The 21,072-nt window shown below is 63.4% G+C and carries 21 protein-coding genes; 12 read left to right on the top strand and 9 right to left on the bottom strand.

Features of this window, described 5'->3' with window-relative positions:
* Window positions 1-637 precede the first annotated feature (637 nt).
* Entirely contained in the window at window positions 638-2,689 is a 2,052-nt protein-coding gene (locus IHQ72_RS12450) for an elongation factor G (RefSeq protein ID WP_258122698.1), read from the bottom strand.
* Between the two features lie 346 nt (window positions 2,690-3,035).
* Here IHQ72_RS12450 and IHQ72_RS12455 point away from each other — a divergent pair, with 346 nt between their 5' ends.
* Window positions 3,036-3,431, top strand: coding sequence for a (R)-mandelonitrile lyase (locus tag IHQ72_RS12455; protein ID WP_258122699.1), 396 nt, complete (start codon window positions 3,036-3,038; stop codon window positions 3,429-3,431).
* A 59-nt stretch (window positions 3,432-3,490) separates the two neighbouring features.
* On the opposite strand, the gene IHQ72_RS12460 is transcribed toward IHQ72_RS12455, so the two are convergent.
* Window positions 3,491-4,693, bottom strand: coding sequence for a pyridoxal phosphate-dependent aminotransferase (locus IHQ72_RS12460; protein ID WP_258122700.1), 1,203 nt, complete (start codon window positions 4,691-4,693; stop codon window positions 3,491-3,493).
* Window positions 4,694-4,898: 205 nt separating this feature from the next.
* Here IHQ72_RS12460 and IHQ72_RS12465 point away from each other — a divergent pair, with 205 nt between their 5' ends.
* The 3 genes from IHQ72_RS12465 (at window position 4,899) to IHQ72_RS12475 (ending at window position 7,380) form a co-directional block, all read left to right on the top strand.
* The gene (locus IHQ72_RS12465; RefSeq protein ID WP_258122701.1) at window positions 4,899-5,792 is read left to right on the top strand and encodes an EAL domain-containing protein; all 894 of its coding nucleotides are present in this window, start codon (window positions 4,899-4,901) and stop codon (window positions 5,790-5,792) included.
* Window positions 5,789-6,643 (top strand): EAL domain-containing protein, encoded by an 855-nt coding sequence (locus IHQ72_RS12470; protein WP_258122703.1) that lies wholly within the window; start codon window positions 5,789-5,791, stop codon window positions 6,641-6,643. Before IHQ72_RS12465 ends, IHQ72_RS12470 begins: the two co-directional genes overlap by 4 nt.
* Window positions 6,644-6,768: 125 nt before the next feature.
* Window positions 6,769-7,380: a glutathione S-transferase family protein gene (locus tag IHQ72_RS12475; protein ID WP_258122704.1), complete on the top strand. Its 612-nt coding sequence runs from the start codon at window positions 6,769-6,771 to the stop codon at window positions 7,378-7,380.
* A 359-nt stretch (window positions 7,381-7,739) separates the two neighbouring features.
* Here IHQ72_RS12475 and IHQ72_RS12485 read toward each other — a convergent pair whose 3' ends face one another.
* Both IHQ72_RS12485 and IHQ72_RS12490 read right to left on the bottom strand, forming a co-directional pair.
* A complete protein-coding gene (locus tag IHQ72_RS12485) occupies window positions 7,740-7,940 on the bottom strand; it encodes a hypothetical protein (protein ID WP_258122705.1) in 201 nt (66 codons plus the stop codon).
* Between the two features lie 259 nt (window positions 7,941-8,199).
* Window positions 8,200-8,412, bottom strand: a complete 213-nt coding sequence (locus IHQ72_RS12490; protein ID WP_023678332.1) for a cold-shock protein — start codon at window positions 8,410-8,412, stop codon at window positions 8,200-8,202.
* A gap of 331 nt (window positions 8,413-8,743) precedes the next feature.
* On the opposite strand from IHQ72_RS12490, the gene IHQ72_RS12495 reads away from it, so the two are divergent.
* Complete coding sequence (locus IHQ72_RS12495) at window positions 8,744-9,070, top strand: hypothetical protein (protein ID WP_258122706.1); 327 nt, start codon at window positions 8,744-8,746, stop codon at window positions 9,068-9,070.
* A 12-nt stretch (window positions 9,071-9,082) separates the two neighbouring features.
* Here IHQ72_RS12495 and IHQ72_RS12500 read toward each other — a convergent pair whose 3' ends face one another.
* Window positions 9,083-9,652 carry a methylated-DNA--[protein]-cysteine S-methyltransferase gene (locus IHQ72_RS12500; RefSeq protein WP_258122707.1) on the bottom strand — a complete coding sequence of 190 codons (570 nt, stop codon included), beginning with the start codon at window positions 9,650-9,652 and terminating at the stop codon, window positions 9,083-9,085.
* A 180-nt stretch (window positions 9,653-9,832) separates the two neighbouring features.
* Between IHQ72_RS12500 and IHQ72_RS12505 the strand changes: the two genes are divergently transcribed.
* The 5 genes from IHQ72_RS12505 (at window position 9,833) to IHQ72_RS12525 (ending at window position 13,387) form a co-directional block, all read left to right on the top strand.
* Complete coding sequence (locus IHQ72_RS12505; RefSeq protein ID WP_258122708.1) at window positions 9,833-10,696, top strand: lytic transglycosylase domain-containing protein; 864 nt, start codon at window positions 9,833-9,835, stop codon at window positions 10,694-10,696.
* Window positions 10,697-10,701: 5 nt separating this feature from the next.
* On the top strand, window positions 10,702-11,190 hold the full coding sequence (locus IHQ72_RS12510; protein WP_258122709.1) for a GNAT family N-acetyltransferase: 489 nt from the start codon (window positions 10,702-10,704) through the stop codon (window positions 11,188-11,190).
* Window positions 11,191-11,361: 171 nt separating this feature from the next.
* A complete protein-coding gene (locus IHQ72_RS12515) occupies window positions 11,362-11,796 on the top strand; it encodes a lysozyme inhibitor LprI family protein (RefSeq protein WP_258122710.1) in 435 nt (144 codons plus the stop codon).
* A gap of 140 nt (window positions 11,797-11,936) precedes the next feature.
* Window positions 11,937-12,680, top strand: a complete 744-nt coding sequence (locus IHQ72_RS12520) for a DUF899 family protein (RefSeq protein WP_258122711.1) — start codon at window positions 11,937-11,939, stop codon at window positions 12,678-12,680.
* 155 nt (window positions 12,681-12,835) lie between these two features.
* Window positions 12,836-13,387 carry a DUF4142 domain-containing protein gene (locus tag IHQ72_RS12525; protein ID WP_258122712.1) on the top strand — a complete coding sequence of 184 codons (552 nt, stop codon included), beginning with the start codon at window positions 12,836-12,838 and terminating at the stop codon, window positions 13,385-13,387.
* A gap of 124 nt (window positions 13,388-13,511) precedes the next feature.
* Here the strand turns inward: IHQ72_RS12525 and IHQ72_RS12530 are convergent, their stop codons facing one another.
* Window positions 13,512-13,832, bottom strand: a complete 321-nt coding sequence (locus IHQ72_RS12530) for a DUF1476 domain-containing protein (protein ID WP_258122713.1) — start codon at window positions 13,830-13,832, stop codon at window positions 13,512-13,514.
* A 250-nt stretch (window positions 13,833-14,082) separates the two neighbouring features.
* Here IHQ72_RS12530 and IHQ72_RS12535 point away from each other — a divergent pair, with 250 nt between their 5' ends.
* Both IHQ72_RS12535 and IHQ72_RS12540 read left to right on the top strand, forming a co-directional pair.
* A complete protein-coding gene (locus IHQ72_RS12535; RefSeq protein WP_258122714.1) occupies window positions 14,083-14,472 on the top strand; it encodes a DUF6152 family protein in 390 nt (129 codons plus the stop codon).
* Window positions 14,473-14,937: a DUF6644 family protein gene (locus IHQ72_RS12540; RefSeq protein ID WP_258122715.1), complete on the top strand. Its 465-nt coding sequence runs from the start codon at window positions 14,473-14,475 to the stop codon at window positions 14,935-14,937.
* A 220-nt stretch (window positions 14,938-15,157) separates the two neighbouring features.
* On the opposite strand, the gene carB is transcribed toward IHQ72_RS12540, so the two are convergent.
* The 3 genes from carB to IHQ72_RS12555 all read right to left on the bottom strand — a co-directional run bounded on the left by carB (window position 15,158) and on the right by IHQ72_RS12555 (window position 21,057).
* On the bottom strand, window positions 15,158-18,655 hold the full coding sequence (gene carB / locus IHQ72_RS12545; RefSeq protein WP_258122716.1) for a carbamoyl-phosphate synthase large subunit: 3,498 nt from the start codon (window positions 18,653-18,655) through the stop codon (window positions 15,158-15,160).
* 360 nt (window positions 18,656-19,015) lie between these two features.
* Window positions 19,016-19,975: an SH3 domain-containing protein gene (locus tag IHQ72_RS12550; protein ID WP_258122717.1), complete on the bottom strand. Its 960-nt coding sequence runs from the start codon at window positions 19,973-19,975 to the stop codon at window positions 19,016-19,018.
* 323 nt (window positions 19,976-20,298) lie between these two features.
* Entirely contained in the window at window positions 20,299-21,057 is a 759-nt protein-coding gene (locus IHQ72_RS12555; protein WP_258122718.1) for a metallophosphoesterase family protein, read from the bottom strand.
* Window positions 21,058-21,072: the final 15 nt, after the last annotated feature.

Here is a 21,072-nt window from a genome sequence, read left to right on the forward strand (position 1 = left end):
TTGGCTCTGATTCGCTATTTCGCAATGGTTTTTGCCTGGCTGTGCACCGCATTCGACGATTCTACTGGTCCTATGGGGCCAAGGAATGGGTTAGACCACAGCCTGTGTCATTTTGCATGCGTGTGTTGCAAAATAGATGCTTGTTTCTTGGGCATGATGAGCACATATATATATCATCTCCTGGGCGCGTTCTCCTCCCATTAGCGCCCTCGAGTGTTCCCCTCTGGAGGTTAGCCTTAACGGGCACTTCCAATCAAACTCAGCCGGATCTTCATTGATCCGGCTTTTTTGTTGCCCGAAACCTCTGGCGCCCAGGGAAAGCCGACCGAAATTGTCACGTAACAGTGACATGTAACCTCAGGTAACATGTCGCAGGCGCCCAGCATCGACTAAGCAGATCATAGGACGCGGTGTGGTTCGTGCGGGAGATGGGGGCATCACTCGGACGATCCGGGCTCAGGCGGCTACCGCGTCCGAACCATTCTTCCGCTGAGGCCTCAGGCGCTGGCGGGATGTGCGGCGGACCTGCCGTTTTCGCCTCCCACGAAGACAGTCCGCAAGAGAGCGGCGTCCGGATCATTCCGGACGCCGTTTCCTTGTGTTCTGCAGCCTGCGATACTGGCGCCAAAATCCAGTATCAGGCGGCCTTGCCATTGGCGTTCAACGCCTCGTCGGCCAGGCGACCGGTGAGTTCGGCCATGTGGTCGAAGCTGGCACGATAGCTGGCCACGCCCGCGGTGGCCGAACGCAACTCGATGATCAGGTCGCCGATCTCGGCCTGCGGCATGGTCGCCTCGACGACATCCCATCCCGGCCAGCCGGGCCGCGCATCGTAGCCGAGGATCTGGCCGCGCCGCTGCGGGATCAGGGCGATGATCCTCGACGTGGCGTCGGACGGCGTGACGATCTCCACCTTCATGATAGGTTCGAGCAACACTGGCGAGCAGGCGGCCATGCCTTCCTTCATCGCCAGCTTCGCCGCCATCTGGAAGGCCATGTCCGACGAATCGACGGCATGATAGGAGCCGTCGGACAGGTTGACCGCGACATCGACCACCGGAAAGCCGAGCGGGCCGGATTTCAGATAGTCACGCACGCCGGTCTCGACCGACTGGATATAGGTTTTCGGCACGGCGCCGCCGGTGATGGTGTCGGTGAACTGGAAGCCGGAGCCGCGCGACAGCGGCTTGATCTCGATGACCACGTCGCCGAACTGGCCATGGCCGCCCGACTGCTTCTTGTGGCGGCCACGCTGCTGCGCCGTTTTGCGGATCGTCTCGCGATAAGGCACGGCCGGCGGATGGCCTTCGACCGGGATCTGGTTCTTGCCTTCCAGCCGCTCGCGCACGACGCGCAGATGCATCTCGCCATGGCCCGACAGCACGGTTTCGGCCGAATCCTGATTGTGGCGCAGGCTGAGCGAGGGATCTTCTTCGGCAAGGCGCTGGATGGCCGCGGACATCTTCACTTCGTCCTTGCGTTCCTTCGGGCGCAGCGCGAAGGCAAAGACCGGTTGCGGCGGCATCAGCGTGACCAGCGGCTTGATGCCGCCCTTGGCCGAACTCAAGGTCTGACCGGTCGTAACCTCGTCCAGCTTGCCGAGCGCGACCGTGTCGCCGGCTTTGGCCGAGGTGAGCTTGGTCTGGTCCTTGCCGAGCATCCTGTAGATGCCGGAGACTTTTGCCGAGGCGCCATTCGAAAGGAACAGCTCGGAGGCGTCGGCAAGCTGGCGGGACAGGATGCGCGAGACCGACAGCTTGCCGCCATGCGCGGTGTGAATGGTCTTCATCACCTGGACCACGGTCGCATTGCCGTCAGGTGCACCCAGGCGCTTGCGGGTCGCCTCGATATCGGGCGCGTCGTGGCGGATCGTCTTCAACAGGCGCAGCACGCCGTTGCCCTTCTCGGCGGTGCCGATCAGCACCGGCGTCACCGCGCCGTCACGCAGGTCGGCGGCGAGGTCGTCGAAGATCGCGTCCTTCGGCGGCTCGATCTCTTCGAGGAGCTGCTCCATCAACTGGTCGTCATGATCGGCGAGCGTCTCCAGCATGGAAAAGCGCGCCTCCAGCTCGCGCGCCTTGTCGTCGTCCGGAATCTGGGCTGTCTCGCTTTCGGCATATTCGCGATAGATGTAGGCGCGCTCGAGAGCGAGATCGATCGAGCCGATGACGACGCCGTTCTTGCGCAGCGGAATCTGGCGCAGCAGCAACGGCACCGAGCTTGCCGGCTGCAGCATTTTCAGCGTGTCGCGCACGCCTGATATCGCCTTGTCGACTTTGTTGAGGAACATGATGCGCGGCACGCCGAGATCGTCGAGCTTGCGCATGATCAGCTGCAGGGCAGGGATCTTCTTCGCGTCGGCTTCAGCGACGACCACGGCGATGTCGCAGGCGGCAAGCACCGGCTCTGCCTCGAAAGAGAATTCGATGGAACCGGGACAATCGACGAAGGTGAGTTGCTCGTCCATGAATTCGGTGGTCGCAAAGGTCGCCTCGACGCTCATGGCGTGGGCGCGTGCCTCGGGCGAATGATCGGAAACGGTATTTCCCGAGGAAACGGGATTCTGGCGGGGAATGGCGCCCGTGCGGGCCAAAATGGCTTCGAGAAGTGTCGTCTTACCGCTTGCAAAGGGACCGACTATGGCAATGCATTTCGGTCCCGTGCGTCGTTCTCCGGCGCGAGTTCCCATGACTGACCTCCACTCAGGCGTTTCCCTGGGAGCGGCGGCCGGCCTGTCGACCGTCGCGGGCGGGGCTTTTTTCAGTTTGCCACCTACCCAAAGGCATCGTCCCACGGGTTAGCCGGGAGGGCAAGGGATTTGAGGATCGTCTGATGTCGCGGATGTTGAGCCATGATCGCCGAAGCCGTCGGATGCGAGCCTCGGCTTCCCATCAAAGCCCGCGACAGAGCCCGTCGCCGACCAGTCGCAAAAGCGGTTGCGCCATGATGGTTATCGGACGAAAGTGCCCGCTTCCTGCGACAAAAAGGAACGGCAGTCGCCGACCGATCCGCCATCAGCTTGAGGACTTGCGACGATGAAGATCATTGCCTGCGGCAACGTGCCGACCGTCATTGCGCCGGAAAAGTACTTCACCGGACGTGTGTGGCAGACGCCCATCATCGAGAAGGAAGCGCCAGCGCGGCTGCGCGCCATCATGGTCAGTTTCGAGCCCGGCGCGCGTACCAACTGGCATACGCATCCGCTGGGCCAGACGCTCTATGTCATATCAGGCGCCGGCCTCGCGCAAAGCTGGGGCGAGCCGGTACAGGCGATCAGGGCCGGCGACGTCATTTCGTTCGCGCCTGATGAAAAGCACTGGCATGGCGCCGGCCCGAAATCGGCGATGGCGCATATCGCCATGCAGGAGGCGCTCGACGGAGTCCATGCCGACTGGCTGGAGAAGGTGACGGACGAGCAATATGGCGGCTGACTTTTTTGAGCCCATGAAACCCGACTGCGAGCCGGGTTTGGTGTTCGAGATGCGCCTGATCAGGTCAGCGAGGCGGTGAAGCGCTGGATGCGCGTGCAGGCCTCTTCGAGCAATGCCTCCGACGTGGCGTAGGAGATGCGGAAGTTCGGGCCGAGGCCGAAGGCCGAGCCGAATACGACCGCCACGCCCTCGGCTTCGAGCAGCTCCGAGCAGAAGGCTTCGTCGCTGTCGATCACCTTGCCGGCTTTGGTCTCCTTGCCGATCAACTGGGCGCAGGACGGATAGACGTAGAAAGCACCTTCGGGCGACGGGCATGTGATGCCGCGCGCCTGATTGAGCATCGACACGACGAGATCGCGCCGAGCCTGGAAGATCGCCTTGTTCTTCGCAATGAAATCCTGCGGACCGTTCAGCGCCTCCACCGATGCCCACTGGGCAATAGTGCAGGCGCCGGAGGTCTGCTGGCCCTGGATCATATCCATCGCCTTGATCAGCGCCACGGGCCCGGCCGCATAGCCGATGCGCCAGCCCGTCATGGCATAGGCCTTCGATACGCCGTTCATCGTCAGCGTGCGCTCATAAAGCTTCGGCTCGACCTGGGCGATGGTCCTGAAGACGAAATCGCCGTAGATCAGGTGCTCGTACATGTCGTCGGTCAGCACCCAGACATCGGGATGTTCGAGCAGCACGTTGGCCAGAGCGCGCAACTCCACCTCCGTGTATGCGGCGCCCGACGGGTTCGACGGTGAGTTCATCAACAGCCATTTGGTGCGCGGCGTGATCGCCTTTTCCAACGCCGCCGCCGTCAGCTTGAAGCCGTTGTCGATCGAGGTGTCGGCAAAGGCCGGGGTGCCGCCGCAGATCGCTACCATCTCGGGATAGCTGACCCAGTACGGCCTCGGAATGATGACCTCGTCGCCGGGATTCAGCGTCGCCATAAAGGCATTGAACAGGATCTGCTTGCCGCCGGTGCCGACGATGGTCTGCTCCGGCCGGTAGTCGAGATTGTTCTCTCGCTTGAATTTTTTGGCGATCGCCTCGCGCAGCGGCACGATGCCGGAAACAGGAGGATATTTCGTTTCGCCTCGGCGGATGGCCTCGATCGCAGCGTTCTTGATGTTGTCCGGCGTGTCGAAGTCCGGTTCGCCGGCACCCAACCCAATCACGTCACGGCCGGCGTTTTTCAGCTCGCGCGCTTTCTGCGTCACCGCGATGGTCGCGGAAGGCTTTACGCGGGAAAGGACGTCAGCAAGAAAGGCCATGACGATGTTATCTCCTAGGGGATGCAGGCGGTCCATCCAACCGCGGCGCTTCTCATGTCCCATCATTCCGCCAAGCGCAAGCATTGTCGGATGAGCCAGATCTCGAACCCCGGCAAATCCGGCAACAATAAATTCACTTACCGGCGGTAAAACCCCGAGTGGCTGGATCACGACCCATTCCGCCAGTCTCGCAGAGCGAGGAACCGTGTCGCGCAGCATCGAGCATGCCCATATCGTCCGTCATGACGACGGCACCGCCAGCGGTGTCTGGGGCATCTATACGCTGCAGAGCGCTTTCCAGCCGATCTTCGCCTTCAGCAACGGCAAATTGTCCGTCACCGCATTCGAGGGGCTGATCCGGCCGTTCCGCGACGGCGAGCCGCAGTCGCCGGTGAGCTTTTTCAACACCTGTCCGACGGTCGACCGCCTGCATATCGAGGCGCTGACAAGGACGCTGCATCTTTTGAACGCGGGCGCCTGCCTGCCGCAAGAGGCATCCATCTTCATCAACTTCGATCCGTCGGTGTTCACCGATCGCAGCATCGCCGACAAGGCGCTGCGCGACATGCGGCTGGTGCTGCATGAGGCTGAGATCGATGCGAACCGCGTCGTCTGCGAAGTGACGGAGCAAAAATCGGCGTCGCAGGAAACGCTCTACAATTTCGTCGAGGCACTCAGGGCCAACGGGTTTCGCATAGCCGTCGACGACTACGGCGCCGACGAGTCCGACATCAACCGCATCAAGGAGCTCAGGCCTGATATCGTCAAATTCGATGCCCACTGGGTCATGCAGCTGATGGAGTCCGGCGCCGGTTTCGCACTGCTGACCGCCATGGTGGCAAGTTTCGAACAGCAAGGCATCCGCACGGTGTTCGAGGGCATCGAGGAGGGCTGGCAGCTTGAACTGGCCGAGAAATCGGGAGCCTCGATGGTGCAGGGATTCGCGCTGGCGCGCCCCGAGCTTGCACCGACCAGCTTTCAGGTCTTCGGCAAGGACAGGCAGATGCCGGTGACAGTGCCCGATGCCGGCGAGGCGCCTGCGACTGTCTCGCCTTCGCCGCGGCCGAAACGGGCTTTCGGGCGCAAGGCGGTGCCATGACCGGGCGGCCCCACAGGCGGCGCAATGTCGGCGAAGCAATCTTTGCCGATGAGGTCGGTATCGAATACGGCGTCTATGGCGCGTTCCGGTTGAGGAGCGCCTATCAGCCGATTTTTGCCCCGCGCGGCAGGTTTTTGAAGGCCGTCGCGGTCGAGGGCCTGATCGAGCCGCACCGCGCCGGCAGGTTGGTTGCGCCGCGCGTATTTTTCGAGGGCGTCCCCCTGGCGGATCGCCTGTTCGTCGAGACGATGTGCCGGGTGCTGCATCTCCGGAACTTCCGCAACATCGGCGTCGACGGGCTCGACCTATTCTTCAACTACAATCCGCTGATCAACGATGACCCCGGGCGAGCGCTGGCTGAGATCAGGCTGATGACCAGGCATCTCGCCGAGTTCGATCTGTACCCCGGCATGCTGGTCTGCGAAATCACCGAACAGGCGGCCGACGACAAGGTGCTCGTCAGCCTGGCGCGCGAGATGCGGCGTGACGGCATCCGCATCGCCATCGACGATTTCGGCACCGGGCATTCGACGGAAGAACGGGTCGCGCTTGTCCAGCCCGACATCGTCAAGATCGACGGCACCTGGTTCGCGGAATTCTGCCGCCATGCCGCCGCCGAGCGGTTTTTCCGGCCGCTGGTCTCCGCGCTGCACGACCGCGGCACCAAGGTGCTGGTCGAAGGCATCGAGCAATCCACGCAACTGCGCGTCGCGCTGGACGGCGGCGTCGATCTTTTGCAGGGTTTTTACCTTGCCCGGCCGGCGCTGGCCGGCACGCTGTTCGACGAGGAACCGCTATCGATCGATAGGCTGCTTGGCAGGGACAACAACGTCGTGCCGTTGTTTGGGTGATCTATCAGCGGCGCTGATGGTTGCGCCAAAACAAATCACTGGATGAAGCCGTTGCTGCCGGGATAGACCCTTGAGACCGGACTCAGGCCCCAAGGGCTGTCGTTGCACGAGCGAGCGGAGCGCCAATGACCATACTCTACGGAATGATCGACAGCGGCAATTGCTACAAGCCGCGCCTGTTGATGGCCAAGCTGGGCATGGCTTTCACCAATGTCGAGGTCAGTTCGCACACCGGCGACACGCGCAAGCCGGACTATATCGCCAAGAACCCGAACGCCATGGTGCCGTTGCTCGAGCTCGACGACGGCCGGCGGCTTGCCGAATCCAATGCCATCCTGCTCTATCTCGCCGAAGGCACGCGGTTCCTGCCGGCCGACAGATACGAGCGGGCACTGGCCTATCAATGGCTGTTCTTCGAGCAGTACAGCCACGAACCTTATATCGCGGTGCGCAAGGCGCTGCTCACCTTTCCCGAACGGGCCAAGGACGCGACGCCGGAGCGGCTGGCGGTGACGCTGGAGCGCGGCAACAAGGCGCTCGGCGTGATGAACAAGCATCTGGCGGGCAGTGCGTTCTTTGCCGGTGATGCATTGAGCGTCGCCGACATCGCGCTCTATGCCTATACGCATACGGCCGAGATGGGCGGTTTTCAGCTCGATGCCTATCCGGCGGTGGCGGCCTGGCTGAAACGGGTCGAGGTCGATCCGGGGCACGTGCCGATGGAATGGCTGGGGTAGTTCTGTCCTCGCGCTCGTCGCCGCTTCGCGGCTAGCTCCGGACGGGGCGCGCCACGAGGCGCGACGCCCGGTCGGGCTTGCGGCCTTCGGGCCGGTGGCATGGATGGCCGCTCGGCTATTTCAGGAGGCGGTCATATTCGGCATGCGCGCCGATCCAAAACCAGACTACGTCATCGTGGTCGCGGCGGCGCGGTAGCTGAGATCAACCCGCGCCGACCAATAGCGTCCGACTTGTTTGAAATGTAGCGACGGGTGAAACGGATCAGAACGCGGCTTGGCGAAACGTTTGTCCGCCTTTGCTCTGATCGACGAGGGCAGTTTTGCATAGGCCTCCCAGAATAAGGGGGTGGCGACATGATTCACAGAGACCGGGTCCGGCCGGCGCGATGGTCAGCCAAGGCCTGCTCGGCAGGTTTATCCAGCCTGCCAGCCTTGGCGTCGGCTTCGATCTGCCGATCCCACATGCCCGCTTGCAGCGCCTCGAACCAGGCGGCAAACGCCTTCAGCTCCTCAGGGCTTAGTTCGGCAACGGATTTTTCGATCTGTTCGAGCTTGCTCATGGGCTAAAAATACCATGATTGGTACAATAAGGCCAAGATAGCTGTTTCATTCGGAAATCCGGACAGCAAAAAGGCGGGACAAAATCCCGCCTTCCCATGCTTGGTAGCCTGATCGGGAGCGCTTTGGCCGGGCCGGCAGCAATCTGCTGCTTCGGCTTCTCGGGGTTTTTCGCTCCGGCGCACTTCTCACGCGACCGTCAGTACATCCGTGACTTGCCGCGCGCCCCGAGCTATCGCCCGGCGCGCGCCATTCGCAAAATCAGGCTGCCTTGCTCAGAGATCCAGCGGACGACTTGCCAGTGCGGCGGTCCTGCTCGATCTCGAAGTTGATCTTCTGGCCTTCGACCAGGGTCGACAGCCCAGCGCGCTCGACTGCGGAGATGTGGACGAAAACGTCCGCGCCGCCGCTGTCAGGCTGGATGAAGCCGAAACCCTTGGTGGAATTAAACCACTTGACCGTACCTGTTGCCATTTCGATAGTCCTTATACGTTTGCTTTAACTTGACCGAACCGAAGTCCAGCCGGTTTGTATCGAGATTTTGGAGATAGACGTCAGCAAACGCGAATATCGCGAGGCCCGGATCGATCGGCCGAAATATCAATGGACCTCATATAGTCTGCTTCTTCGCAAAAAACAAGACTGCGCGAAAAAAGGCACTTATGCGGCGCTGCCCAACGGCCGCCCCAATCGCGTGAAAGCCTTGCAAGGTCGCGCGTTGCGGAGGGTCGCAACGCTGATCGCACACGTTGCGGGGAAGGATCGTGCCGCCTTCGAGCATCCGGTCCTGTTTGGGGAGAGGACCATGAAAACTGTTCTGCTTGCCGCCTGCCTGACGCTGGTGGCGGCCGAGGCGCAGGCGATCTCGCGCTATGACCCGAGCCGCATGGCCTGCGGCACGGTGCGGGCGACGATCGCGCGAGAGGGCGCGGTCATCCTGCGTTACCAGTCGACGCGCACGCCGGGGCTGCCGCTCTACGACCGCTATGTGCGGAGCCAGCGCTTCTGCAACATGGGCGAGGTCAGGGCACGGGCGTCGGTGCCGAGCGCCGATACGAAGTCCTGCGTCGTCTACAAACGCAAGCGGGTGGACACAGACCGGCGTTTCCGCCGACGCATCTTTCCGGACTAGCTACGTCCGACCTCAGAATCCGAATGATACCTGCGCCGGCGGCGGCGGGCCGACACGCACGCCTTCCATCGCCAGCATCTTTTCCTTGGTGGTCGAGCCGCCCGGCGCGGAAAAACCGCCGATCTTGCCGCCGGCGGCAAGAATGCGGTGGCAAGGGATGACCAGCGGCACCGGGTTGGCGCCGAGCGCCGCACCCGTCTCACGCGCCAGCCCGGCATGGCCCGCGCGCTTGGCCAGTTCGCCATAGGTGGTGGTCTCGCCGAAGGCCAGCTTGCGCGCCGCGTCGTAGATGGCGAGGCGGAAATCGTCGACGCCGGTGAGATCGACCGGCACACCGGAGAAATCGATGTCTTCGCCGGCTGCATAGGCCTGTATCGACCCAATCAGCTCGGTAACCCATTGCGGTTGGGCGTTCGAACCGGCGCTGCCGGCATGGCGCAGCAGCCGGCGTTCCACCGCGTCGCGGTTGCGCTGGGGCAGGCTAAGCCTCGTCAGTCCGGCCTCGCTCCAGGCGATGCCCATGAAGCCGATCACGGTTTCGAAGACCGCGTGGCCGGCGACGGCTGGAGAGGTGCTTTCCATGAAGTGCTCCTTTCCGCAAAAACGGATGGCAATCCAGTACATATCGAGAACGAGATATCGCATTTTCAGGCGTCCGTTGCCACCCGAAAACCATTCGAGGTCCCGACTGGCTGCGGATTGCCGGGGGAAAGGTGCTGGTGTAAGGACTTTCTTAACAGACGAACCGGACCCGAGCGCGGCTTGCCAGCAAAAATCATCTTTCCCGCGATCGGCGTGATGCTCGCTGCGGCCGGTCTCAGCGGCTGCACTTCGACCTCGCAGACGAAGGCCGTGCCTTCCCTGACTGAAACCACCGCCGCAGGCGCTGATGCCGGCTTTACGCTGGCGCTGCCCGACACGGTTTCGGTGCTGCCGGAATCGTCCGGCATCGCGCCTGTCCAGACGGCGGCGCTGGCTGTCGACCCCACCGCGATGCCTGCCCAGCCGGCCGCCTTTGCCGGCCCGACTCCGCTGGCCGCACCTGCGCCTGCAGCCATGACGGCCGATGCCGCGCCAGCCAGGGCAGCACCTGTCTATGCGACGGCCGCTGTGGCCATGCCGGTCACCGGCGAGACAGGCAAGACGATGCCCGGCGTTCAGCAGGCCGCCTATGTCGTGCCTGAGAATCCGTCCGCCCTGCTTTCGACCAGCCCTGCCAAGGAGTATTCGGCGGGCCCGCGCGGCGAAATCGAGCGGCTGATCGAGAAATATGCCGTCCTCTATGAGGTGCCGGTCGATCTGGTGCGCCGTGTCGTCAAGCGCGAGAGCACCTTCAATCCCAAGGCTTACAATCGCGGCCATTGGGGGCTGATGCAGATCAAGCATGCGACGGCGCGCGGCATGGGCTATGACGGGCCGGCGAGCGGGTTGTTCGACGCCGAGACCAATCTGAAATATGCGGTGAAATATCTGCGCGGCGCTTGGCTGGTGGCCGGCGGCAATGCCAAGCGCGCCGACCGGCTCTACCAGAGCGGCTATTATTACGACGCTAAGCGCAAGGGCATGCTGGGAGAAACCGGCCTTGGCCGCGACCGCGGTCGGCGTCGCCTGCAGCCCGATGCCTGAACACCATGCCTGAGCCGCGACCGCCGGCGCCGAACGACGTAAGGCTGCGCAAGATCCTCGACGACACGCTTGCTCCGCCGCGCTGGCCGGAAGGTTTTGTCATGCGCGGCTTCGAGGCTGCCGACGCGCTCGCTTTGCATGCGCTGCTGACCACCGTGTTCGACGATGGCGCCGATGGGCCGTTCGAGGAATGGTGGCCGCGCATTTCAAGCGACGCGGAATTCGACCCTGCCTTATGTTTCCTGGTTATCGACAGCAAGGGTCGGCTGGCGGGCGCGGCACTGTGCTGGACGAGGGCGTTCGTCAAAGACCTTGCCGTCCACCCCGAGGCGCGCGGCCGAGGCATCGCCGAAGCGCTGATGTGGCACGTCTTCGCCGCCTTTCGCGCACGGGGCGCCGAGCATGTCGATCTCAAAACCAGCACGGTGGAGAACGCCGCCGCCGTCAGGCTCTACGAGCGGCTGGGGATGTTCGAAGTCGACTGGGCGGGGTGAGGGGCGGTCGGCGAAGCCGAACAGCGAGCGAGCGGCCGAGGGGCATTGTGTGGAAGGAAGTGTCCACCAAGGCGGCAGGCTGCATCTTGCCGGCAACCGCTCGGGCGTTAAGCTGCGATCCTGTGGCTTTCGTGCCGCGGGCGGGGTCTCGACCGAAACCGGAGAAAGACGATGCGGCTTTTGCTTTCCAAAACGGGTCTGGCCAAAACGGGTCTGGTGATCCTCGCCATTCCGCTTCTTGCGGGCGTTGCGCACGCCGACGATTGCGCCAACGCGCAGGACCAGGCGACCATGAACGAATGCGCCGACAAGTCGTTCACCGAAGCCGACAAGAAGCTCAACCACGCCTACAGGCAGATCGAGGGGCAGCTGAAGGACGATGCTGCGACGAAGAAGCTGCTGGTCGGTGCGCAGCGCGCCTGGGTCGCCTTCCGCGATGCCGAATGCGCTTTCCAGGGCGGCCCGACCGATATGGCAGGCAGCATGTATCCGATGGTTATCGCCGACTGCAAGGAGAGCCTCACCAACATCAGGCTGAAGGATTTTCAGGGCTATCTCAACTGCCAGGAGGGCGACACGAGCTGCCCGGTGCCGACAGCGCCATAGCTGAAGCGGCAGCCCAGGTTTTCATCGCATCGCGGCCGGCGCAAAATGTCGGAACCGCCTCCGTTCCTGCGTCCTTGAGAGGCAAGGTGCGTTGCCGCGTAGGGCGCGCGCCGCCACAAGCACGGCTGATGGAGATGACGATGATCACCTTTCCCAACGAATCCCAGGAATACCGCGCCGCCCGCGAAACGCTGTTGCAAAAGGAAATCGAGCTGCGCCGCGCCATGGAGGATGTGGCTGTCGCCCGCCGTGCACTGCCGCCTGGCGGGCTGGTGCCGCAGGATTATGTGTTCGACGGACTTGACGCCGACGGCAAGCCGGCTCGGATAAAGCTGTCGGAGCTGTTTTCGCCTGGCAAGGACAAGCTGATCGTCTACAGCATGATGTTTCCGCGCCATCCGCAGGAGACGCGCGACGTGGCGACAAGCGGCGGCACGGCGAAGCTCGCGCGGGCCGACCAGCCATGCCCGTCCTGCACGGCGCTGCTCGACCAGTTCGACGGTGCCATTGCCCATCTCGAGGCCGCCGGCTTCAATTTCGCCGTGGTTGGCAAGACTGCGCTTGAAAACCTGATCACGCTTGGCCGCGATCGCGGCTGGACGAACATGCGGCTGCTCTCGTCGGCCGGCAACAGCTTCAAGCGCGACTATCACGCCGAGGCCGACGACGGCGCACAACTTCCGATGCTGTCGGTGTTTCATCGCGACGCCGACGGCATCCGCCATTTCTGGAGCTCCGAGCTTGGCTTCGCGCCGTCCGAACCCGGCCAGGACCCGCGCGCCATCGGCACCTGCGAGCCCTTGTGGAACCTGATGGATTTCACGCCCGACGGCCGGCCGGACTGGAACGAACAGCTGCAGTATGCCGGCGTGTGCTGCCACTGACCTTGGCAGCCAAGCACATTTCCTTCTGGACCGGCGGCTCAGTGCCGAGCGGGGATGTTGGCAGGATCGCTGACACTCATTCCTGTCCCCATCGCGCAACTTCGCCGCTTGTGTCGCGTTGAACTCTCCGAGGATCACAAACCCGGAGATTTCCTGTGAAAACGCATCTCACGCTTGCCATGGTCGCCTTGCTTGCCGGCGCGCCGGCGGCCTTCGCCCAATCCGCCACGCCGGCCGATATACCTGCTGTCGGCCAAACCAAGATTGACACCGAGACCTTCACCAAAACGGTCCCCAGCGCCAACCGGTTCGAGATTGAAAGCAGCAAGCTGGCCGAACAAAAGAATGTCGCCGCCGATGTGAAGGATTTCGCCTCGCTGATGATTAGGGATCACACCAAGGCTGGCGAGGATTTCAAGGCAGCTCTCGAACAGAGCCAGACCACGGCCTCGGTGACAGCGAGCGGCCCCGCCCTGTTGTCGAAGGATCAGGCGATGCTGGACGAGCTCAAGAAGCTCGACGGCGATGCTTTCCAGGCGAAATACATCGTCCTGCAGACGGAGGCGCACAAGCAGGCGTTGGCGCTGTTTTCCACCTATGCACAGTCGGGCGAAGACCCGGCGCTGAAGGAATTCGCCAAGAAGACGCTACCGACGTTGCGCACGCACGAAAGGCGCATAAAGGATTTGGTGGCCGCCCACAGGTAATGCATGTCGCCCAAAAGCATGCCCTCGCGCCTGACCCGAGGGTGCGCAGCGGTTTTGGGATAACGACATGCATAAAAACAAGAGCTTAAAGCGCGTCGCGACGCGCTTTAAGCTGGAGCTGCTGTCAGGTGTTTTTGATCTGCTCGACCGCGGTCATCAGCAGTTCGTCCATGACGCCGCGAATCTGAAGATCTGACTGGGCGACGCCCGCCGCGTCGAAATCGGCGCGTATTTTGCGCAACACGTCGTCGTCCCCGGCCTCTTCGAAGTCCGCGCGCACCACCTCTTTCGCATAGGCGTCGGCGTCCTCACCGGTTTTGCCGAGCTTTTCGGCGGCCCATAGGCCGAGCAGCTTGTTACGGCGCGCCATGGCTCTGAACTTCGTGTCCTCGTCCATCGCAAACTTCTTTTCGAAGCCTTCCTGACGGTCTCTCATACTGCTCATGGTGTGCCTCGTTCAGGTGTGAGTCTCCGACCTTCATCCGATGGAGAAGAAGAGCGGCGGGTAGCGGCCGAACATGGCGTGCATAGATGTCATAAGCAAGACCGGACCGTTCATTCCGGTGATTGATCGGGCGGCGCCTGGACGAACGGCACATCGGCCGTCGCGGAAGGCCTTCGCACCGATGTGATTTGACGTTGCCGCGCCGTGACCTACTCTCGAATACTGACGGGATGAGCCGAGGAGACGAGCGATGCAGTCACCTTTCAACGGGGTTCGGAGCGTCGCGCTGACAGCGGCAGTGATGCTTGCCGCCGCCACCGCAGCCTATGCCCATCACGGCTGGTCGTGGACCGAGGAAGGTTTTTTCGAACTCCGGGGCAAGATCACGGCCATCTATATCGGCAATCCGCACGCCACGCTGGATGTCGACGCAGAGGGCGAGGTCTGGCGGGTGGATTTGGCGCCGCCGTCCCGGACGATCGCCGCCGGCTTCACCGAGGAGGTCGCCAAAGTCGGCGACGAGGTGACCGCGATCGGCCACCGCTCGCGCGACGAGACCGAGAAGTGGATGAAAGCATCCCGCATCATCGTCAATGGCAAGACTTATGATGTTTATCCCGACCGCGTCCCGCCGGCCTGAATGGACGAGCTCCTCGCCGGCATCGAGCAACTCGCCTTGGTGCGGGCACTGAAGGCCTCATTCGTCGCCTATCCCATAGTCAACGCGCTGCACATCATGTCGATCGGCGCGCTGCTGACCAGCGTCTGGCTGATGGACCTCAGGGTCCTCGGCGCCTTCCGCTCGCTGCCGTACGCGGCGTTCACCGCGTTGCTGCGCCGCACTGCATTTGCGGCGTTCGCCGGCGCGCTTGTCACGGGGTCGCTGCTCTTTTCAGTCAGGGCGAGCGAGTACGCGGCGATGCCGATTTTCCTCACCAAGATGACACTCATCCTTCTCGCCGGCGCCAACTTCCTCGTCTTTATGCGCCGCGCAAAAGGCGGTGATGAGCCGGCCGACGGGACCGTCACAATCCTGGCGGTGCTCTCGCTGATGCTGTGGACGTCCGTGCTCTTCGCCGGACGGTTTATTGGGTTTCTCAACTGAGGCGAGCGACGGTAAATGAACCGATTTGGCGATGAGGTCGGGCAGACGGGTGCGCCTTTCATCAAGCGCTTGCATGACCTTGTTCCTTCGGGTGACGGCAGATCGGTGCGATAGCCCTGGACGGATCAGCGTGCTTGCAGGGTCGCATTGTTGGCGGGACAGCACCCCCCTCTGGCCTGCCGGCCATCTCCCCCACAAGGAGGGAGATTGGCCAATCGCCTTAGGCGAAATACTCCTGCAGCGGCCGAACCTCGAGGCTCCCCGCCCTCAGCGCCGCGATCGCCTCGGCCACGGCAGCCGCGCCCGAAAGCGTCGTGTAATACGGCACTTTCTGCATCAGTGTCGCCCGGCGCAACGACTTGGAGTCCGACACCGCCTTCTGGCCGTCCGTTGTGTTGAAGACGATCTGTACCTGGCGGTTGCGGATGGCGTCCTCGATATGCGGGCGGCCTTCCAGCACCTTGTTTATTTTCTCTGCCGCGACGCCGTTCTCGGCGAGGAAGCGGGCGGTGCCTGAGGTGGCCATTACCTTAAAACCTTGGCCGGCAAGGCGCTTGACCGCCGGCAAGATGCCTTTCTTGTCGTCGTCGCGCACCGAGACAAACAGCGTGCCGGAGCGCGGCAGGTCGACGCCGGCCCCTAACTGGCTCTTGGCGAAGGCCAGCGCGAAATCGCGGTCGAGGCCCATGACCTCGCCGGTCGAGCGCATTTCCGGTCCGAGCAATATGTCGACGCCGGGGAAGCGGGCGAAGGGAAACACCGCTTCCTTGACCGCGATGTGGCCGGGCTGCCTAGGGTCGGGCATGGCGCCGTAATGGGCGAAGGCGTCTTCGAGGGTCTCGCCGGCCATGATACGGGCGGCGATTTTCGCGATGGGACGGCCGATGGTCTTGGCGACGAAGGGCACGGTGCGCGACGCGCGCGGATTGACCTCCAGCACATAGACCGTGCCATCCTTGATCGCATACTGCACGTTCATCAGCCCGCCGACATTGAGCGCGCGGGCAAGTGCTGCCGTCTGGCGCTCCAGCTCGTCGACGAGCTCAGGCGGCAGCGAGTGCACCGGCAGCGAGCAGGCACTGTCGCCCGAATGGATGCCGGCCTCCTCGATGTGCTCCAGGATGCCGGAGACGAAGGTCGACTTGCCGTCGCACAGGCAGTCGACATCAACCTCGATGGCGCCCGAGAGATAGGTGTCGAACAGCAGCGGGTTCTTGCCCAAGAGCGTGTTGATCTGGCCGGTCTTGTCGTTGGGATATTTCTGCTTGATGTCCTCCGGCACCAGGCCGGGCACGGTGTCGAGCAGGTAGGACTGCAGCATGCTTTCGTCGTGGATGATCTGCATGGCGCGGCCGCCGAGCACATAGGACGGGCGCACCACCAGCGGGAAGCCCAACTCGCCGGCGACGAGGCGGGCCTGCTCGACCGAATAAGCGATGCCGTTCTTCGGCTGGCTGAGGCCAAGCTTGTGCAGCAGCTTCTGGAAACGGTCGCGGTCTTCGGCCAGATCGATCATGTCGGGCGAAGTGCCGAGGATCGGGATGCCGGCCTTCTCCAGCGCATCCGCCAGCTTCAGCGGCGTCTGGCCGCCGAACTGGACGATGACGCCGACCAACTCGCCCGACGCCTGCTCGGCGCGCAGGATCTCCAAAACGTCCTCCGGCGTCAGCGGCTCGAAATAGAGCCGGTCTGACGTGTCGTAGTCGGTCGAGACGGTCTCCGGATTGCAGTTGACCATGATCGCCTCGAACCCGGCATCGCGCAGCGCGAAGGCCGCGTGGCAGCAGCAATAGTCGAACTCGATGCCCTGGCCGATGCGGTTCGGGCCGCCGCCGAGGATGACGACCTTCTTGCGCGACGAGACCTGCGCTTCGTTGGCGAGCGCGCCGGCGAAGGGCGTCTCGTAGGTCGAATACATGTAGGCGGTGGGCGAGGCGAACTCGGCGGCACAGGTGTCGATGCGCTTGTAAACCGGATGAACGTCGAGCTTTTCGCGTATCTTTTGAACATCTTCGACGTCTTTCCGGACCAGCGACGCGAGGCGGGCATCGGAGAAACCCATCGCCTTCAGCATGCGCAGATTGGCGGCGTCCTCGGGAATGCCGTGCTCGCGGATGCGGTCTTCCATGGCCAGGATGCCGGCGATCTGTTCGAGGAACCACGGGTCGATCTTGCACATGGCGTGGACGTCTTCGAGGGAGGTGCCCATGCGGATCGCCTGCGCCACCATGCGGAGCCGGTCGGGCGTCGGCGTGCCGAGGGCGGCGCGGATGGCGTTGCGGTCGTCGGCGTGGCTGGCTGCGCCGTGGGCGATGCCGGGGATCTCGATCTCGTCGAGGCCGGTGAGGCCGGTTTCCAGTCCGCGCAGCGCCTTTTGCAGCGATTCCTGAAAAGTGCGGCCGATGGCCATGACCTCGCCGACCGACTTCATCGCGGTGGTCAGCACCGGCTCGGCGCCGGGGAATTTCTCGAAGGCAAAGCGCGGGATTTTTGTGACGACGTAATCGATCGACGGCTCGAACGAGGCGGGCGTGGCGCCGCCGGTGATATCGTTCTCCAGCTCGTCCAGCGTGTAGCCGACGGCGAGCTTTGCCGCGATCTTGGCGATCGGAAAACCGGTCGCCTTGGAGGCGAGAGCCGACGAGCGGGAGACGCGCGGGTTCATCTCGATCACCACCAGGCGCCCGTCGGCCGGGTTGACGGCGAACTGGACGTTGGAGCCGCCGGTCTCGACGCCGATCTCGCGCAGCACCGCGATCGAGGCGTTGCGCATCATCTGGTATTCTTTGTCGGTCAAGGTCAGGGCAGGGGCGACGGTGATCGAGTCTCCGGTATGCACGCCCATCGGGTCGATGTTCTCGATCGAGCAGATGATGATGCAGTTGTCGGCCTTGTCGCGGACAACCTCCATCTCGTACTCCTTCCAGCCGAGCACGCTTTCCTCGATCAGCACTTCGGTCGTCGGCGAGGCGTCGAGGCCGGACTGGACGATCTCGTAGAATTCGGCGCGGTTGTAGGCGATGCCGCCGCCGGTGCCGCCCATGGTGAAGGACGGGCGGATGATGGCGGGAAGGCCGACATGGTCGAGCGCCTGTGCGGCGATCGCCATGCCGTGGCTGATGTAGCGCTGCTTGCGGTCGCCCTCGCCGAGGTTCCAGCGCGTTTCGAGCGCGTCGAGCGCGGCGTCGAGGTTTTCGGGCTTCTCGGCCTTCAGCGCGGCGCGTTCGGCCTCGTGCGTCTTGCGGTCGGCGTTCTTGACGTCGGTGGCGTTGGCCAGCATCGACTTCGGCGTTTCCAGGCCGATCTTCTTCATCGCCTCACGAAACAAAGCGCGGTCCTCGGCCTTATCTATTGCCGTGGCGTCGGCGCCGATCATCTCGACATTGTAGCGCTCGAGCACGCCCATGCGGCGCAGCGACAAAGCGGTGTTGAGCGCGGTCTGGCCGCCCATGGTCGGCAGCAGCGCGTCCGGCCGCTCCTTGGCGATGATCTTGGCCACCACTTCCGGCGTGATCGGCTCGATATAGGTGGCGTCAGCCAGCTCCGGATCGGTCATGATGGTGGCCGGGTTGGAATTGACCAGGATGACGCGAAAACCCTCTTCCTTCAGCGCCTTGCAGGCCTGGGTGCCGGAATAGTCGAACTCGCAGGCCTGACCGATGACGATGGGGCCGGCCCCGATGATCAGGATCGACTTGATGTCGGTGCGTCTTGGCATATCGAGGGTCCGTTCGGCAGGCGGCTTGCACGAAAAACCGGACGGGAAGACCCGGCCGGTTGTGCTCGCGATTCTGGTATCAGGCTAGGAGGGCCTTATAGGGAAGAGTTTTGCCTGATGTAACCCCCTAAAATGCGAGTAGGGCAGTAGGGCAGTAGGGCAGTAGGGCAGTAGGGCAGTAGGGCAGTAGGGCAGTAGGGCAGTAGGGCAGTAGGGCAGTAGGGCAGTAGGGCAGTAGGGCAGTAGGGCAGTAGGGCAGTAGGGCAGTAGGGCAGTAGGGCAGTAGGGCAGTAGGGCAGTAGGGCAGTAGGGCAGTAGGGCAGAGGTTCGAGCGCCCTTTCAACATATTGCCCTACTGCCCTACTGCCTTATTCCCCTTAGCCACTCATCCCCCAGCGCCAACTGATCCGTGATCTCGAAGCGTTCGGAAACGCCGACACGGATCAGGTTCAGGCTGCCCTCGCGCGTATAGCGGAATTCGCCTGATGCATTCGAACCGGCGGGCCGACCGGCCTGGAAGCTGATGACGCGGGTGCCGCCATCGGGCCAGGTCACGGTCACCTCGGCTTTGTCGCCCGTGTGGACAACGCCTGCCTTGCAGCTGGTCATCGGCTGGCCGACATAGCGGGCACAAGGAATCTCGTTGCGGGCACCCAGCGCCGGCGCGGGCCGCCCTGGCGGCTGCAGCCGCGCAACGGTTTGTGCGTTGGCCGGAGCCGCTGCATTGGCGGCGCGATTTTGGCTCGCTTTCGCCGCCGCGGGCGTCTGCATCTCCCCGGTCGAAGGATTTCCGCTGGCAGCGAGCGCCAGGCGGTAAGCGTCCTCGATGGCGGCCCTGCCGATTGCCTCAGCGGCTGTCATGGTGGTTTCGGGATCGGTCGCGCCCAGGCGCGCTGTCAGGTCGGGCAGCGGCTGGTCTGCGGTTGCCGGGTTCGCGGCCTCGGCTGCAGAGGCCGTGCCTTCGCCGGTCGGATCAGTATCCGCATCCGAAACGGCCACCGGATTCTCGGGGTTCAGGTAGCGCGCAGGAGCCCATCCGGCCAGTTGCGGGTTGTCAATTTCTGCAACCTTGCACCAGCGGTGGCCATTGACGTCGTTGCAGCCGAGATTGTTCACGCTCGTACCATTCGGCAGCCGAGCCTTGATCTTGCCCATCGCCGATGCCGTGGCGCGGACGTTCAGGAGATCGCCTGGAGCGAGGTCGGTCACGATGGACACGACCGGCGCCTCCTCGGCCTTGGCCGGCAGCAGCGCCGTCAGCAGGAGAGGGGCGGCAGTGAGCGCGTACAGTGTCGTTCGGAGCGTAACTGTGCGCCTCATTATGTTGGCCGTGGCGATAGATTCATTACCGAAGGCGCGGCCAGGCACGGAAACGCCACCGCTGGCCAAGTCGATTTTATAAGGGACGACATGGCGCTATGTAAGCCCGAAAATGCGGCTGCGGCGTGGTATTCGGTCCGCGGCATGAGCTCGTACCTCGCTCAGCCGGGCATGAGCAAGCTCAGCGTGCGGCATGAACGCGTTCCGCGTTCAGCCTGAGGCATGAACTCGTGCCTCGTTCGGCCTGGCGGCATGAACTCGTGCCTCGTTCAGCCTGAGGCATGAACCCGTTGCGTTTAGCCGGACATGAACGCGTTCCGCGTTCAGCCGGACATAAATCCGGTGCGCAGCGCGTAGGCCCATTCCGGCCGTCCCGCCTGTTCGGCCTGCCGCGCCGCCGCCTCGTGATCATAGTCGACGGCGATGGCCTCGAAGCGGTCGGGGCGGTCCGGCTCACCCAGTTCGACGATTCCGTAGCGTGCGTGAGGAGAGCCTTGCTCGGAGACATGCGCCGGCGGGGTGTCGTCGCCATACGCGGGACAACCGATGCTGCCCGGATTGAAGACGACCGGGCCGCCGGGGATACGGATTAGTTCGCTGCGGTGGCTGTGGCCGCACAGCACGAAGCGGCAAGCGGGATCGAGCGCGGCCAGCCGCCGCTTGATGGCGGCCAGCGGTGCGCGCACCAGCCGGCCATCTTCTATCGTATCGGTCAAGTATTTTTCGTCGTGGTCGGGGCGGGCATGGAAGGCGGTCACTCCCGGCGCGATCTCCAGCGTGAGGGGCAAGGCGAACAGCGCCTCGCGCTGCGCCGATGTCAGCCGCTCCAGCGCATAGCGGTCGGACGGCCACATGGCTTCATCGGCGGTGTCGCTGGCGACGCGGCGGTCGTGATTGCCGCGCACCGTCGGCAAGGCGAGCGCTTCAAGCCGGTCCATGGTTTCGCGCGGCCAGAGCGGGCCGGAGACGCAGTCGCCGAGGTTGACGATGAGGTCAGCACTGCCGCGCTGCCTGAGATCGTCGAGCACGGCGTCCAGGGCGAGAATGTTGCCGTGGATATCGGCGAGGACGACAATGCGCATGTGAAGCTCCGTAGC

This window comes from Mesorhizobium onobrychidis, from assembly GCF_024707545.1.
GTDB lineage: Bacteria > Pseudomonadota > Alphaproteobacteria > Rhizobiales > Rhizobiaceae > Mesorhizobium > Mesorhizobium onobrychidis.

What these genes read in the sequence shown, in the direction of transcription:
- IHQ72_RS12510 (WP_258122709.1), top strand. Translation starts at nt 10,702, where the DNA reads ATGCCTGAGCCGCGACCGCCGGCGCCGAACGACGTAAGGCTGCGCAAG.
- IHQ72_RS12535 (WP_258122714.1), top strand. Translation starts at nt 14,083, where the DNA reads ATGCAGTCACCTTTCAACGGGGTTCGGAGCGTCGCGCTGACAGCGGCA.
- IHQ72_RS12520 (WP_258122711.1), top strand. Translation starts at nt 11,937, where the DNA reads ATGATCACCTTTCCCAACGAATCCCAGGAATACCGCGCCGCCCGCGAA.
- carB (WP_258122716.1), bottom strand. Translation starts at nt 18,655, where the DNA reads ATGCCAAGACGCACCGACATCAAGTCGATCCTGATCATCGGGGCCGGC.
- IHQ72_RS12475 (WP_258122704.1), top strand. Translation starts at nt 6,769, where the DNA reads ATGACCATACTCTACGGAATGATCGACAGCGGCAATTGCTACAAGCCG.
- IHQ72_RS12470 (WP_258122703.1), top strand. Translation starts at nt 5,789, where the DNA reads ATGACCGGGCGGCCCCACAGGCGGCGCAATGTCGGCGAAGCAATCTTT.
- IHQ72_RS12485 (WP_258122705.1), bottom strand. Translation starts at nt 7,940, where the DNA reads ATGAGCAAGCTCGAACAGATCGAAAAATCCGTTGCCGAACTAAGCCCT.
- IHQ72_RS12530 (WP_258122713.1), bottom strand. Translation starts at nt 13,832, where the DNA reads ATGAGCAGTATGAGAGACCGTCAGGAAGGCTTCGAAAAGAAGTTTGCG.
- IHQ72_RS12460 (WP_258122700.1), bottom strand. Translation starts at nt 4,693, where the DNA reads ATGGCCTTTCTTGCTGACGTCCTTTCCCGCGTAAAGCCTTCCGCGACC.
- IHQ72_RS12495 (WP_258122706.1), top strand. Translation starts at nt 8,744, where the DNA reads ATGAAAACTGTTCTGCTTGCCGCCTGCCTGACGCTGGTGGCGGCCGAG.
- IHQ72_RS12550 (WP_258122717.1), bottom strand. Translation starts at nt 19,975, where the DNA reads ATGAGGCGCACAGTTACGCTCCGAACGACACTGTACGCGCTCACTGCC.
- IHQ72_RS12555 (WP_258122718.1), bottom strand. Translation starts at nt 21,057, where the DNA reads ATGCGCATTGTCGTCCTCGCCGATATCCACGGCAACATTCTCGCCCTG.
- IHQ72_RS12500 (WP_258122707.1), bottom strand. Translation starts at nt 9,652, where the DNA reads ATGGAAAGCACCTCTCCAGCCGTCGCCGGCCACGCGGTCTTCGAAACC.
- IHQ72_RS12490 (WP_023678332.1), bottom strand. Translation starts at nt 8,412, where the DNA reads ATGGCAACAGGTACGGTCAAGTGGTTTAATTCCACCAAGGGTTTCGGC.
- IHQ72_RS12455 (WP_258122699.1), top strand. Translation starts at nt 3,036, where the DNA reads ATGAAGATCATTGCCTGCGGCAACGTGCCGACCGTCATTGCGCCGGAA.
- IHQ72_RS12515 (WP_258122710.1), top strand. Translation starts at nt 11,362, where the DNA reads ATGCGGCTTTTGCTTTCCAAAACGGGTCTGGCCAAAACGGGTCTGGTG.
- IHQ72_RS12540 (WP_258122715.1), top strand. Translation starts at nt 14,473, where the DNA reads ATGGACGAGCTCCTCGCCGGCATCGAGCAACTCGCCTTGGTGCGGGCA.
- IHQ72_RS12450 (WP_258122698.1), bottom strand. Translation starts at nt 2,689, where the DNA reads ATGGGAACTCGCGCCGGAGAACGACGCACGGGACCGAAATGCATTGCC.